This window comes from Klenkia taihuensis (assembly GCF_900112525.1).
GTDB classification, from domain to species: Bacteria; Actinomycetota; Actinomycetes; order Mycobacteriales; family Geodermatophilaceae; genus Klenkia; species Klenkia taihuensis.
The window spans coordinates 100,805-113,888 of sequence record NZ_FOMD01000001.1 but is presented as its reverse complement, the minus strand read 5'-3'; the positions used below and the strand labels follow the sequence as shown (position 1 = coordinate 113,888).

Genomic DNA, 13,084 nt, shown 5'->3' with positions numbered 1-13,084 from the left:
ACCTCGCTTGTGCGCAGTTGAGCCAGGTGCCACAGTGTGCTGGCTCAATCCCACTGTAGCCAGCTGGCCGGAGGCCCCGTGCAGACCGACGTCGACACCACCCGCCGGCGCACCCTGGCCACCGCGGCCGGGTCCACGCTGCTCGTGCTCGCCGTCTTCGTCACCCCGCTGGGCACCGGCGTGCGGACGGCGACGGAGTTCGGTGCCGGGCCCGGTGCGCAGGCCTGGCTGCTGTCCTCCATGAGCGTCGGGCTGGCCGCCGCGCTGCTCACCGCCGGGGTGCTGGCCGACGACCTGGGACGGCGCCGCGTGCTGGTGGCCGGGCTGGCGCTGGTCGCGGCCGGCGCCGCGGTCGCCGGGCTGTCCTCCGGCACCGTGCCCTTCGTGGTGGGCCGGCTGGTCCAGGGCGTGGGCGGTGCCGCGGTGCTGGCCGGGGCGCTCGGCGTCATCGGCCAGGTGTTCCCGCCCGGGCCCGACCGGGCGCGCGCAGCCGCGGTGTGGGGGGCCAGCGTCGGCGCGGGCACCGGGTTCGGCGGGGTGGCCACCGTGCTGCTCGACCACGGCGCGCAGTGGCGGGTGACCTACCTGGTCACCGCCGTCGTCGGCACCGGCGTCGCCCTCGTCGCCCACCGCACGCTGCCCGGCGCCGTCCCCGCGCCTCGGCGGCGGCCCGACGTCGCCGGGGCGGTGCTGCTCGCCGGCGGCCTGAGCGCGCTGCTGGCCGGCCTGGTGCAGTCGCGCAGCGGGACCGGCCCGGCGGGCGCCGTCCTGCTGGTCGCGGGCGTCCTGCTGCTCGCCGCGTTCGTCGTCGTCGAGCGGCGCAGCCCGGCGCCGATGGTCGACCTCGCGCTGTTCCGCGCGCCCGGGTTCCGGGCGGCGACCCTGGGCGCCCTGCTCACCGGCGGCGCCATGGTGGGGCTGGCGTCCTACCTGCCCTCGATGGTCCAGCGCGGCCTGGGTGCCTCGCTGCTGGCCGCGACGCTGCTGGTCCTGTTCTGGTCGGCGGTCAGCACGGCCACCGCGGTCGCCGTCCGCTGGCTGCCGTCGGTCGACGGGCGGCTGCTGCTGACCGGGGCGCTCGTGGTCGCCGGCCTCGGCATGGCCGGCCTCGCGGTCGTCGGCACCGGCAGCTCGCCGTGGGTCCTGCTGCCCGGCCTGCTGGTCTACGGCGCCGGGTACGGCGGGGCCAACGCCGCGCTGGGCCGCGAGGCCGTCGCCCACGTCCCCGCCGACCGCGCCGGGATGGGCAGCGGCGCCAACAACACCGCCCGCTACGTCGGGGCCGCGCTCGGGACGACGGTCGTGGTGCTGGTGGCCTCGTCGGCGGGGCCCGCCGGGACGGCCGCGGGCCAGCTCGCCGGCTGGGACCGCGCGGCCCTCGGGTGCGGCGCGGTCGCCGTCCTCGGGGCCGCGGTCGTGTGGGCCACCGGGCGCACGCGGGCCCCCGCACCGGCTAGCGTCCGGCCATGACGACCTTCTTCATCGTGGTGGGCGTGCTCGTGGTGGCCCTGCTGGTGGCGATGCTGATGCACGACCGGCGGGCGCGGGCACGGGGCGCACGGCTGGACCCCGACGTGGGCCGGCAGGTCGGCCGCGGGCACGCGAACCCGGACGCCTACCGCGGGTCGTCGGGCAGCACGCCCACCGGGTGGGGGATGGGGAGCGGCAGCGGGAACTAGCCGCAGGACCCCACCGAGATGCCGTGCGAGGTCAGCCACGGCACCGGGTTGCGGCGGTCGGCGTAGAGCCCGCCGTAGTGGGTCTCCACGTGCACGTGCGGGCCGGTGGACTGGCCACGGTTGCCCACGGTGGCGATCTGCTGCCCGGCCGACACGACCTGGCCCGGCCGCACGGTGAAGCTCTCCACGTGCCCGTACAGGGTGACCACGCCGTCGGGGTGCTGCAGGTAGACCGCCTGGCCGAACCCGCTGGCCGAGCCGGCGTCGAGCACGACCCCGCCCTCGGGGGCGTAGATCGGGGTGCCGATGGGTGCGGCGATGTCGATGCCGTAGTGCGTCGTCCCCCAGCGGGAGCCGTAGCAGGAGGTCACCCGGCCCGAGACCAGCGAGCCGTCCCCGGTGCTGCTCACGCTGGCCGCCGCGACCGACGCCTCCGCCGCTGCCGCCGCTGCCGCGGCGGCGTCCTCGATGCCCTGCGCCTCGAGCAGCGCGGTCTGCGCGGCGAGCAGCTGCGCGTCCAGGTCGGCCTTCTGCGCGTTGACCGCGTCGAAGGACTGCTGGGCGGCGACCAGCTGCGCCTGGGCCGCGGCGTCGGACTCCGCGGCGGCCTGCGCGGCGACGTCCAGCCGACCGACGGCCTCGGTCGCCGCGGCGTCGGCGGCCTGCTCCTGGTCGCGCTGCGCCTCGACGGCGTCCAGCCGGCTGGTGCGGTCCAGGCCGAGCTGCTCCATGGTGGCCGCGCGCTGCAGCACGTCCTGGGGGCTCTCCGCGTCCAGCAGCACCTGCGCGGTGCCGAAGGACTGCTGGCCCATGAACGCCTCGCGGCCCAGCGTGGCCACGTCCTCCTCGGCCACCTCGGTGGCGGCCTGCGCCTGCGCGAGGGCGGCCGCGGTGGCGGCCTGCGCCTGCCGCGCCGCGGCGAGCTCCTCCTGCGCCACCCGGTCGGCGTCGGCGGCCGCCTCGGCCAGCACCGTGGAGCGGGCGAGCTCGTCCTCCGCGGCGGCGACGAGCGCGGCCACCCGGTCCACCTCGGCCTGCGCGGCAGCGACCGCGGCGGTGTCGGCCGGGGCGGCCGCGGCCGGCGGGACCGCCGTGCCGAGAGCCAGGAGTGCCCCGAGTGCGAGGACGGCGAGCCGGGGACGCATTGGGCCGACGCTAACCGACGGTCACCGCCGATGTCACGGTCGGGTAACGGACCGATCCGTCACGCCGCGCCTCAGGCGAGGCTGCCCCGCGGGCTCGGGGTGGCCCCGGGGACGGCGACGCCCGAGGTCAGGCGCGCCCAGACGTGCTTGCGGCCGCCGTCGGCGGACCAGCCGTGGTCGACCGAGAGCTGCGCCACCATCGGCAGCCCCATGCCGCCCAGTGCGGGGTCGCGGTCGACCGCCGGCACCGGGGGCCGGTCGACCGCCTCGTCGGACAGCGACAGCACCCAGCCGTCGGCGGTGGCCACGATGACCGCCTCGACCGCGCCGCCGCCGTGCCGCAGCGCGTTGGAGGCCAGCTCCTCGAAGGCGAGCAGCAGGCCCTCGCGGGCGTCCTCGGTCGAGGACGACGTCAGCGACGGGTGCGCGAGGCGGGCGCGCAGGTCCATCCGCACGCGGGAGGCGTCGTGCACGCTCGGGAGCTGCCAGCGCCACACGTCCCCGGGGACGTCCGGCACCGGGGACGACGGCCAGGCGGCATCGGCAGGCACCGGGACCTCCCCTTCTCGGACGGTGTCGGTCGGAACTGGGCCCATCCTGACCGACCTCGTCGGGACGCGCAGCCGGAAGCCGCGGGGGAGACTTCCGGGGTGACGAGCGCCGGCACCCTGCCCGATGACCTGGTGCAGCTGCGCGACCGGCTCGCCGCCGTCCCCTTCGCCCTGGACACCCCGGGCCGGGACGCCGCCGTCCGGGCGGTCCGGTCGGTGGTCGACCAGGTCGACGACCACCTGCTGCCGCGGCTGCGCGACGTCGACGCGCCACTGCTCGTGGTCGTCGGCGGCTCGACCGGCGCGGGCAAGTCCACGCTGGTCAACAGCCTGCTGCAGGCCGAGGTCACCCGGGCCGGCGTGCTGCGCCCGACCACCCGCACCCCGGTGCTGGTCTGCGCCCCGGCCGACCGCGGCGCCTTCGCCGACGACCGGGTGCTGCCGGTGCAGGTCGAGGTGCACCCGGCGGTCCCCGAGGGCCTGGCGCTGGTCGACGCACCGGACGTCGACAGCGTGGTGGAGGCCAACCGCGACCTCGCCGGCCAGCTGCTGTCGGCCGCGGACCTGTGGGTCTTCGTCACCACCGCGGCCCGCTACGCCGACGCCGTCCCGTGGGACCTGCTGCGCACCGCCGCCGAGCGCGGCACCGCGCTGGCCGTCGTCCTCGACCGGGTGCCGCCGGAGGCCACCCGCGAGGTCGCGGCCGACCTGGCCGGGATGCTCGAGCGGGCCGGGCTCGCCCAGGCCCGGCTGTGGGTGGTCGAGGAGCGGCCGCTGGTCGACGGCTTCCTGCCCGAGGACCAGGTCGCCCCGCTGCGCGGGTGGCTGCGCGGGCTCGCCGCCGACGCGGAGGCCCGGGCCGAGGTGGTGCGGCAGACCCTGGTCGGGGCGCTGGCCAGCCTCGACGACCGGGTGGCCGGCATCGCCCGGGCCGTCGACGAGCAGGCCGCCGCCGCGGGCGCGCTGCACACCGCCGCCGACGCCGCCTACGGGCGGGCCGCCACCGCCGTCGACGAGGGCGTGCGCAACGGCACCCTGCTGCGCGGGGAGGTGCTGGCCCGCTGGCAGGAGTTCGTGGGCACCGGGGAGTGGATGCGCTCGCTGCAGGCCGGCATCGGCCGGCTGCGCGACCGGGTCACCGCCGCGGTCACCGGCCGGGCCACGCCCGCCCAGGACCTCACCGGCGCGCTGGAGAGCGGGGTCGAGCGGCTGCTGCGCTCGGCCGCGGAGACCGCGGCCGAGGACACCGTCACCGCCTGGCGCGGGCTGCCCGGCGGCGCCGGGGTGGTCGCGGGCCGGGAGCGGGACCTGTCCACCGTGGGCCCGGGGTTCGCCGAGGACGCCGGCCGCACGGTGCGCGACTGGCAGGGCGCGGTGCTGGAGCTGGTCCGCGGTGAGGGGGCCGGCAAGCGGTCCCGCGCCCGGCTGCTGTCCTGGGGCGTGAACGGCGCCGGCGCCGTCGTCATGGTCGCGGTGTTCGCGCAGACCGCGGGCCTGTCCGGCGCGGAGGTCGCCGTGGCCGGCGGGACGACGGTGGTGGGCCAGCGGGTGCTCGAGGCGGTGTTCGGCGACTCCGCGGTGCGCCAGCTCGCCGAGCGGGCCCGCCGCGACCTCGACGAGCGCACCGGGGCGTTGCTCCACGTGGAACACCGCCGGTTCACCGAGCTGCTCGACGGCGCGGCCGGCCCGGACGACGCGGTCGCGCTGCGGGAGAGCGCGCGCACCGTGGCGGCGGCCCGTGGCTGAGCGCGGGCTCACCGACCGCCTCGGCGGGCTGCGCGAGGCGGTCGAGGCCGCCGAGGGCCGGCTCGAGGTCCCCGAGGTGGGCCGGGCACGCACCCTGCTGGCCAAGGCCGGTGCCCGGCAGGCACTGGGCGAGGCCACCGTCGTCGCGCTGGCCGGGGCGACCGGCAGCGGCAAGTCCACCCTGTTCAACGCGCTGTCCGGGGCGCAGGTCAGCACCCCGGGCGTGCGCCGGCCGACCACCGGCACCGCGCACGCCACCGTCTGGGGCGAGCCGCAGGACGCGCTGCTGGACTGGCTGCAGGTGCCCCGCCGGCACCTGCACGTCCCCGACCCCGCGCTGGACGGCCTGGTGCTGCTCGACCTGCCCGACCACGACAGCGTGCGGCTGGAGAACCGGCTGGAGGTCGACCGGCTGGTGGAGCTGGTCGACGTCCTGGTCTGGGTGCTGGACCCCGAGAAGTACGCCGACGCCGCCGTCCACGACCGCTACCTCCGGCCCCTCGCCGGGCACGCCGGCGCGCTGCTGGTGGTGCTCAACCAGGCCGATCGGCTGCCCGGGGCCGACCTGGCCGCCATCTCGGGCGACCTGCGCCGGTTGCTGGACTCCGAGGGCCTGGCCGACGCCGCGCTGCTCCCGGTCAGCGCCCGCACCGGCGCCGGGCTGCCCGAGCTGACCCGGTTGCTCGCCGACCGGGTCGCTGCGCGCCGCGCGGCCACCGAGCGGCTGACCGCCGACGTCCGGGCCGTCGCCCGCGACCTGCAGCAGCACTGCGGGATGTCGTCGTCCGGCGCGCGCAGGGCCGACCGGGCCGCGCTGACCCGGGCGCTGTCCGACGCCGCCGGGGTGCCCGCGGTGACCTCCGCGGTGGAGCGCTCGACCACGAAGGCCGGGACGGCGGCCACCGGCTGGCCGGTGGTGCGCTGGCTGGGCGCGCTGCGCCCGGACCCGCTGCGCCGGCTGCACCTCCAGGCGGGGGCGCGCAGCTCGCTGCCCGAGGCGGGGGCGGTGGAGCAGGCCGGGGTGGCCACCGCCGTCCGCCGGGCCCGCGACGCCGCGGGGGAGGGCCTGCCGCTGGGATGGGCCGACGACCTGCGCCGGCGGACCGAGGTGAGCACCGAGCGGCTGGCCGACCGGCTCGACCAGGCCGTCGCCGGCACCGACCTCGGGTCCGACCGCACGCCGCTGTGGCAGCGCGGGGTCGGTGTGCTGCAGTGGCTGGTCACCGCGGCGGCGCTGGTCGGGGCGCTCTGGCTGCTGGTCCTGGTGGTGCTGGGCTGGCTGCAGGTCGCCGACCTGGTGCCGCTGCCGCGGGTCCAGGGCGTCCCGCTGCCCACCCTGCTGCTGGTCGGTGGGCTGCTGGCCGGGTTGCTGCTCGCCGTCCTGGTGCGGCCGTTCGTGGCGTTCCGGGCGCGCAGACGCGCCCGCACGGTGCGCCGCCGGCTGGACGACGCGGTCGCGGCGGTCGGCCAGGCCGAGGTGCTCGACCCGCTGACCGCCACCACCGCCGACCACGACCGGTTCTGCGCCGCGGTGGCCCGCGCCGCCCGCTGAGCGGCGCGGGCCCCGGCGTCAGTTGAGCGGGCGGACGCCGTCGGGCAGGTTGCCGCCGCGCAGGGCGGAGACGGCGAAGTCGGCGAACGCGGTCAGCGCCAGGCGCTGGGTCCACGGGCCGAAGGACACCCGGGCGACGCCGAGCTGCTGCAGCCGCTCCTGCGGCAGCGAGCCGGGGACGTTGATCACCGAGACGCGGCGCTCGCCGATGCCCTCGACCAGCTTCACCACGGTCGGCTCGTCGAGCTTGCCGGGCACGAACACGCAGGTGGCGCCGGCCTCCAGGAAGGCCTTGCCGCGCTCGACCGCGTCGGCCACCACGTCGGCGCGGGGCCGGTCGCCGGCCTTGACGAAGGCGTCGGTGCGGGCGTTGAGCACGAACGGCACGCCCTCGGCCTCGCCGGCGGCGACGACGGCCTCGACCGCGGCCACGGCGTCGGCCAGCGGCATCATCCGGTCCTCGAGGTTGGCGCCGACGACGCCCACCCCGATCGCCTTGCGGACGGTCTCGCCCGGGTCGCCGTAGCCGGCCTCCAGGTCGGCCGAGACGGGCAGCTCGGTCGCGGCGGCGATCCGGCCGACGGCCTCGATCATCGTGTGGACCGGGATGTGCTCCCCGTCGGGGTAGCCGTAGGAGGCGGCGATGGAGTGGCTGGCGGTGGCCAGCGCCTTGGTGCCGGGCAGGTCGGCCACGACGGTCGCGCTGATGACGTCCCAGACGTTGACGACGGTCAGCAGCTCGGGGGCGGTGTGCAGCCGGGCCAGTGCCTCGGCCTTCTCGCGGTTGCTCATGGGGGGAGTCAAGCGGACGGCGGGACGGCCCGGCCGGTCGGATCGGCCGGCGGCACCGACTCCGGCGGCATGCCCGAGACGTCCAGCCGCAGCAGCAGGCCGGTCATCTCCAGCGGCCCGGTCACGATCCGGGAGGTGGCGACCACCCGGACGCCCTTGCCCGTGGCCTCGGGGTGCTGGCTGACCCACACCAGCGCGGTGACCCCGGCCGAACCGAAGAACGTCACCCCCGACAGGTCGACCACCAACCGGTCCGGGGCCTCCCGCAGCGCGCCGAGCAGGGCCGCCTGGAACTCGGGGCCGTGCGCGGCGTCCAGCGTGCCGGCCACCCGCGCGACCAGCTCGCCGTCGTGCGGCCCGTCCCGGTGCAGCGTGAAGCCGGGCTCCTCCGGACGGCCGTGGACCGTTTCCATGCCTCACCTCATGGGCCGCCGTGCGGGCGGCCAAACCTCGGGCGTGACCACATCGTGACCGGTCCCGGCGTGCGACGGGTGGGGCTGCTGTGACAACGTCGGGTGGTCCAAGAAACGGATCGGGGCGTTCCCGGTTTCCTCCCGGGAGGTGTTCCCCGCCGTGTGGCAGTACCTCGTCGACCGGCGCGAGCTGATCGCGTTCCAGGCCTACCAGCACGTCAGCCTGGTGGTGCAGTGCGTCCTGCTGGCCACCGTCATCGGCGTCGGGCTGGCGGTGCTGGCCTACCGCAGCCCGCGCATCACCGGCCTGGCCAACGGGGTGTCGGCGGTGGGGTTGACCATCCCGTCCTTCGCCCTGCTGGGCCTGCTGCTGGCGCCGTTCGGCTTCGGCATCACCCCGGCGGTGATCGCCGTGGTCTTCTACGCGGCGCTGCCCGTGCTGCGCAACGCCGTCGTCGGCCTGGCCGGGGTGGACCAGTCGCTGGTGGAGAGCGCCCGCGGCATCGGGATGAGCCGCTGGGCCACCCTGCGCCGGGTCGAGCTGCCGCTGGCGTGGCCGGTGATCCTGGCCGGCGTCCGGGTCTCCACCCAGATGGTGATGGGCATCGCCGCCGTCGCCGCCTACGTCCTCGGCCCGGGCCTGGGCAGCCTGATCTTCTCCGGACTCTCCCGGCTGGGCGGCGCCAACGCGCTCAACGCCACGCTCGTCGGGACCATCGCGATCGTCCTGCTGGCCCTCGTCCTGGACGTGGTGCTGGTCGTGGTCGGTCGCCTCACCACCTCGAGGGGCATCCGTGTCTGAGACCGTCACCGACCAGCGCACCGTCAGCGGGGTGTCCATCCGGCTGGAGGGCGTCACCAAGCGCTACCCCGGGCAGCGCACGCCCGCCGTGGACTCCGTGGACCTGGAGATCGCCGCCGGCGAGACGGTCATGTTCGTGGGCCCCTCGGGCTGCGGCAAGACCACCCTGCTGAAGATGCTCAACCGGCTCATCGAGCCCAGCGGCGGGAAGATCTTCCTCGGCGACGAGGACGTCACCGGCCAGGACCCCGACCGGCTGCGCCGGCGGATCGGCTACGTCATCCAGGCCGGCGGCCTGTTCCCGCACATGACCGTGGGCACCAACGTCGGGCTCGTGCCCGGCATGCTCGGGTGGGACAGGGCGCGCATCGCCGAGCGCACCGACGAGCTGCTGGACCTCGTCGGCCTGGACCCCGAGGTGTACCGCGACCGCTACCCCAAGGAGCTCTCCGGCGGGCAGCAGCAGCGCGTCGGCGTGGCCCGCGCGCTGGCCGCCGACCCGCCGGTGCTGCTCATGGACGAGCCCTTCGGCGCGGTCGACCCGATCACCCGCCAGCGGCTGCAGGACGAGCTGCTGCGCATCCAGGAGGAGCTGGGCAAGACCATCGTCTTCGTCACCCACGACTTCGACGAGGCGGTCAAGCTCGGGGACAAGATCGTCGTCTTCGACGTCGGCGCGCGGGTCGTGCAGTACGACACCCCCGAGGCGATCCTCGCCGAGCCGGCCGAGGACTACGTCGCCGACTTCGTGGGCGCCGGCGCCACCCTCAAGCAGCTGACCCTCACCCGGGTGTCCGACACCGAGCTGCACACCCCGGTCACCGCCGCCGTCGGCGAGGACAGCGCCGCCGTCGTCGCCCGCGCCGAGGAGGCCGGCGAGCGGTACGTGGTGGTCGTCGACGGCCGCGGCCGGCCGGTGTCCTGGCCCTCGGTCGCCGAGCTGTCCCGCACCACGTCGGTGCCGGGCACCCGCGACGACCGGCTGCCCGTGGTCGGCCTTCGGTCCACCCTCAACGACGCGCTGGACACCATGCTGGCCGCCAGCCAGGGCGGCGTGGTCGTCACCGGACGGCGGGACGCCGTGGCCGGCGTGCTGGTCGTCGAGCAGGTCATGGCCGCCATCCAGTCCACCCGCAGCGAGGTGCGCGGATGACCGCCGCGGTCGACCCCGCCGTCGACGTCGAACCCGGCGGACGGCGCAGCGGCGTGCCCTGGCGGGCCCTGGCCCTGCAGCCGGTGCTCGTGCTGGTCGCCCTCGGGGCCTTCGCGGTCTGGCGGTCCGGCGCCGAGCTGACCGACGCCGAGGCCCGCCCGCTGGGGTGGGGCGCGCTGGGCGGCACCGTCGTCGACCACCTCGAGCTGGTCGCCGTCGCCGCCGTCGTCGTGCTGGTCGTCGGCATCCCGCTGGGGGTGCTGCTCACCCGCGGCCCGTTCCGGCGGGCCACCCCGCTGGTGCTGGGCGTGGCCAACACCGGCCAGGCGGCCCCGGCCATCGGGCTGTTCGTGCTGCTGGCGACCTGGCTGGGCTTCGGCTTCCGGTCGGCGGTCGTCGCGCTGGTGCTGTACTCCGTGCTGCCGGTCCTGCGGAACACGATGGTGGGCCTGCAGGGGGTCGACGCCCGGCTGGTCGAGGCCGGCCGCGGCATGGGCATGAGCGCCCTCTCCGTCCTGCTGCGGGTCGAGCTCCCGCTGGCGGTGCCGGTGATGCTCTCCGGCGTCCGCACCGCGCTGGTCCTCCTCGTGGGGACGGCGACGCTGGCCACGTTCATCGACGGCGGCGGGCTCGGGCTGCTCATCACCACCGGCATCAACCTGAACCTGGACTCGCTGCTCTACAGCGGCGCCCTCCTGGTCGCGCTGCTGGCGCTGGCCGTCGACTGGGTCGGGCGGGTCGTGGAGACCCTGGCCCGGCCGAAGGGGTTGTGACCGTGCGCCGCACCGCCGTCGCCCTGCTCACCGCGCCCGTGCTGCTGGCCGGGTGCGGGCTGCAGGCCGCCAACCAGTACACGCCCGACGCCGGGCCCGCCGCCATCCAGCCGGTCGCCGGCAGCGAGGGCGTCGAGCTGGTCGTGGGCAGCAAGAACTTCACCGAGCAGCTGATCCTGGGCAAGATCGCCGTCATCGCGCTGCAGACCGCGGGGTTCGACGTGCTCGACCGCACCAACATCCCGGGGTCGGTGCCGGTGCGCACCGGCGCGGTCAACGGCGAGATCGACATGAACTGGGAGTACACCGGCACCGCCTGGCTGACCTACCTCGGCGAGGCCCAGGGCATCCCCGACCGCACCGAGCAGTACGAGGCGGTGCGCGAGGCCGACCTGGCCAACGACCTGACCTGGCTGCCGCCGGCGGAGATGAACAACACCTACGCCTTCGCCATCCGCAGCGAGGCCGCCGCCGAGCTCGGCGTGGCGACCCTGAGCGACGTCGCGGCGCTGCCGGTCGAGGAGCGCACGTTCTGCGTCGAGGCGGAGTTCGCCAGCCGCAACGACGGCTTCGTGCCGATGCTGGAGGCCTACGACCTGCCGCTGGGCAGCCCGGACGGCGTCCCGCGCGACAACGTGTCCACGCTGGACACCGGCGCGGTCTACACCGCCACCGACCAGGGCGCCTGCAACTTCGGCGAGGTCTTCACCACCGACGGCCGGATCGAGTCGCTGGACCTGACCGTGCTCGAGGACGACCGGCAGTTCTTCCCCGCCTACAACGTCGCCCCGGTGATCTCCACGCCGACGCTGGAGGCGCACCCGGAACTGGCCGACGTGTTCGCCGAGATCACCCCGCTCATCACCGACGACGTGATGATCGAGCTGAACCGGCGGGTCGACGTGGACGGCGAGGAACCGGTGGACGTGGCGCTGGACTGGATGCGCTCCGAAGGCCTGGTCACCTGACGTCTGGTCTCCTGGTGGGGTGGACTTCGACGACGTCGCCGACGAGCTGTACGCGCAGCTGCCCGCCGACTTCATCGGGGCCCGCACCGACGCCGTCGCCGAGGCCAAGCGCACCGACAAGGGCCTGGCCCGGCGGATCGGCGAGCTCGGCAAGCCCACGCTGGCCGCCTGGACGGTGAACCTGCTGGTCCGGGAGTCCGGCGACCAGGTGTCCGAGCTGGTCGAGCTCGGCGACCTGCTCCGCCGCGCGCAGGACGACCTGGACCCCGAGCAGCTGCGCGCCCTGGACAAGCAGCGCCGGCAGGTGGTGCGCGCGCTGGCCCGCGAGGCCGCCAAGCACGCCCGCCGGGCCGGCCACCCGGTCAGCGACGCCGTCGTCGTCCAGGTGGAGGAGACCCTCAAGGCCGCCGTCGCCGACCCGGCCGCCGCGGAGGTGGTGCTCGCCGGCCGGCTCACCGGCGCGCTGACCTACAACGGCATCGGGGCCCCCTCGGAGACCCGGACGACGACCGGCCGCCCGCCCCGCCGGCCCGCCGCAGCGCCCGAGCCGCCCCCGCCGCCGGTGGACCTGGACGCCGCGCGCGCCGCCAAGGCCGACCGGGCCGCCCGGCGCGAGGCCGAGGAGAAGCTGCGGGAGGCCCGTACCGCGCTGCGTGCCGCCCGGTCCGCGGTGGACGACGCGGCCGGCGAGGCGGAGCAGGCCACCGCCGCCGCCAAGGAGGCCGCCCGGGCGGCCGGGGCCGCGCGCAAGGAGCGGGAGGACGCGCAGGCCCGGGTGGCCGAGCTCGAGGCGGCGCTGGAGCAGGCCCGGGAGCGGGCGGCGCAGGCGGACGAGGAGACCGGCACCGCCGAGGCCGAGGCCGACCGTGCCGAGGCCGACCGGGCCGCCGCCGAGGAGGACCTGCAGCGCGCGGAGGCCGACCGCGACCGCGCCCAGCAGCTCGTCGACGACCTGTCCTGAGTGGTGCCACCGCAGGAGCACTGCGGTGTGGAACTGGGCGTGAGCCTGACCGACGACGACGGCGCGGCCTGCGGCTGCACCTCGACCTCTGAGGACCGGGTCAGTTGATGATCTCGGCGCGTTCTCCGTGGAGCAGTGCGGTCAGCCGGTCCCGCCAGCCCTGCAGCGCCTCCGGGGTCAGCCGGGTCCAGTCCTCGACCTCGCGCACCACCCGGAGCGGCTGCGTGCTGCGGTAGGACCGGGTGGGGTTGCCGGGGAACTTCTTGTCCGTGACGTTCGGGTCGTCCTCGAAGGGGCCGGTGGGCGCCACCTCGTAGACGTGCGGGGCCCCCGCCCCCGACCGCAGCTCGACCGCGATCTCGGCGGCCAGCCCGGCGCCGTCGACCAGCGCGGTGAAGTAGACGTGGTTCATCATCATCTCGGGCCGGTAGTTCGACGGCCGCCCGGCGGTGAGCAGGTCACCAGGCCGCAGCGCGGCGGCCGTCCCGTGGAAGAACGGCCCGGTCTCGTCGGCGGCACCCACCCGGCCATCGTGCCGCGCCCGCGCAC

General features: G+C 76.4%; 14 protein-coding genes. 9 read left to right on the top strand and 5 right to left on the bottom strand.

The window, feature by feature from the left end; translation table 11 throughout:
- Window positions 1–78 precede the first annotated feature (78 nt).
- Both BM158_RS00545 and BM158_RS00540 read left to right on the top strand, forming a co-directional pair.
- Window positions 79–1,470, top strand: a complete 1,392-nt coding sequence (locus tag BM158_RS00545) for an MFS transporter (protein WP_165628793.1) — start codon at window positions 79–81, stop codon at window positions 1,468–1,470.
- A complete protein-coding gene (locus BM158_RS00540; RefSeq protein ID WP_091553364.1) occupies window positions 1,467–1,679 on the top strand; it encodes a hypothetical protein in 213 nt (70 codons plus the stop codon). Before BM158_RS00545 ends, BM158_RS00540 begins: the two co-directional genes overlap by 4 nt.
- On the opposite strand, the gene BM158_RS00535 is transcribed toward BM158_RS00540, so the two are convergent.
- Both BM158_RS00535 and BM158_RS00530 read right to left on the bottom strand, forming a co-directional pair.
- Window positions 1,676–2,824, bottom strand: a complete 1,149-nt coding sequence (locus BM158_RS00535) for a M23 family metallopeptidase (protein ID WP_091553361.1) — start codon at window positions 2,822–2,824, stop codon at window positions 1,676–1,678. The two genes, BM158_RS00540 and BM158_RS00535, sit on opposite strands and share 4 nt — an antisense overlap.
- Before the next feature lie 71 nt (window positions 2,825–2,895).
- Window positions 2,896–3,375 (bottom strand): ATP-binding protein, encoded by a 480-nt coding sequence (locus tag BM158_RS00530; protein WP_229827550.1) that lies wholly within the window; start codon window positions 3,373–3,375, stop codon window positions 2,896–2,898.
- Between the two features lie 99 nt (window positions 3,376–3,474).
- Here BM158_RS00530 and BM158_RS00525 point away from each other — a divergent pair, with 99 nt between their 5' ends.
- Entirely contained in the window at window positions 3,475–5,121 is a 1,647-nt protein-coding gene (locus tag BM158_RS00525; protein ID WP_091553357.1) for a P-loop NTPase family protein, read from the top strand.
- Window positions 5,114–6,673, top strand: coding sequence for a GTPase (locus tag BM158_RS00520; RefSeq protein ID WP_091553354.1), 1,560 nt, complete (start codon window positions 5,114–5,116; stop codon window positions 6,671–6,673). The genes BM158_RS00525 and BM158_RS00520 overlap by 8 nt, the downstream gene beginning before the upstream one ends.
- A gap of 18 nt (window positions 6,674–6,691) precedes the next feature.
- Here the strand turns inward: BM158_RS00520 and BM158_RS00515 are convergent, their stop codons facing one another.
- Window positions 6,692–7,465: an isocitrate lyase/PEP mutase family protein gene (locus BM158_RS00515; RefSeq protein WP_091553352.1), complete on the bottom strand. Its 774-nt coding sequence runs from the start codon at window positions 7,463–7,465 to the stop codon at window positions 6,692–6,694.
- An 8-nt stretch (window positions 7,466–7,473) separates the two neighbouring features.
- Window positions 7,474–7,878: an STAS domain-containing protein gene (locus BM158_RS00510; RefSeq protein WP_091553349.1), complete on the bottom strand. Its 405-nt coding sequence runs from the start codon at window positions 7,876–7,878 to the stop codon at window positions 7,474–7,476.
- A 148-nt stretch (window positions 7,879–8,026) separates the two neighbouring features.
- On the opposite strand from BM158_RS00510, the gene BM158_RS00505 reads away from it, so the two are divergent.
- The 5 genes from BM158_RS00505 to BM158_RS00485 are packed head-to-tail and all read left to right on the top strand — an operon-like array spanning window position 8,027 to window position 12,535.
- Window positions 8,027–8,680 carry an ABC transporter permease gene (locus BM158_RS00505; RefSeq protein WP_229827551.1) on the top strand — a complete coding sequence of 218 codons (654 nt, stop codon included), beginning with the start codon at window positions 8,027–8,029 and terminating at the stop codon, window positions 8,678–8,680.
- Window positions 8,673–9,833, top strand: a complete 1,161-nt coding sequence (locus BM158_RS00500) for an ABC transporter ATP-binding protein (RefSeq protein ID WP_091553342.1) — start codon at window positions 8,673–8,675, stop codon at window positions 9,831–9,833. The genes BM158_RS00505 and BM158_RS00500 overlap by 8 nt, the downstream gene beginning before the upstream one ends.
- Window positions 9,830–10,606 carry an ABC transporter permease gene (locus tag BM158_RS00495; RefSeq protein ID WP_091553340.1) on the top strand — a complete coding sequence of 259 codons (777 nt, stop codon included), beginning with the start codon at window positions 9,830–9,832 and terminating at the stop codon, window positions 10,604–10,606. Before BM158_RS00500 ends, BM158_RS00495 begins: the two co-directional genes overlap by 4 nt.
- 2 nt (window positions 10,607–10,608) lie before the next feature.
- On the top strand, window positions 10,609–11,574 hold the full coding sequence (locus tag BM158_RS00490; RefSeq protein WP_242657447.1) for a glycine betaine ABC transporter substrate-binding protein: 966 nt from the start codon (window positions 10,609–10,611) through the stop codon (window positions 11,572–11,574).
- Between the two features lie 19 nt (window positions 11,575–11,593).
- On the top strand, window positions 11,594–12,535 hold the full coding sequence (locus tag BM158_RS00485) for a hypothetical protein (RefSeq protein ID WP_091553337.1): 942 nt from the start codon (window positions 11,594–11,596) through the stop codon (window positions 12,533–12,535).
- A 100-nt stretch (window positions 12,536–12,635) separates the two neighbouring features.
- On the opposite strand, the gene arr is transcribed toward BM158_RS00485, so the two are convergent.
- A complete protein-coding gene (gene arr / locus BM158_RS00480) occupies window positions 12,636–13,058 on the bottom strand; it encodes an NAD(+)--rifampin ADP-ribosyltransferase (protein WP_091553334.1) in 423 nt (140 codons plus the stop codon).
- Window positions 13,059–13,084 lie beyond the last annotated feature (26 nt).

What these genes read in the sequence shown, in the direction of transcription:
- BM158_RS00540 (WP_091553364.1), top strand. Translation starts at nt 1,467, where the DNA reads ATGACGACCTTCTTCATCGTGGTGGGCGTGCTCGTGGTGGCCCTGCTG.
- BM158_RS00535 (WP_091553361.1), bottom strand. Translation starts at nt 2,824, where the DNA reads ATGCGTCCCCGGCTCGCCGTCCTCGCACTCGGGGCACTCCTGGCTCTC.
- BM158_RS00515 (WP_091553352.1), bottom strand. Translation starts at nt 7,465, where the DNA reads ATGAGCAACCGCGAGAAGGCCGAGGCACTGGCCCGGCTGCACACCGCC.
- BM158_RS00510 (WP_091553349.1), bottom strand. Translation starts at nt 7,878, where the DNA reads ATGGAAACGGTCCACGGCCGTCCGGAGGAGCCCGGCTTCACGCTGCAC.
- BM158_RS00495 (WP_091553340.1), top strand. Translation starts at nt 9,830, where the DNA reads ATGACCGCCGCGGTCGACCCCGCCGTCGACGTCGAACCCGGCGGACGG.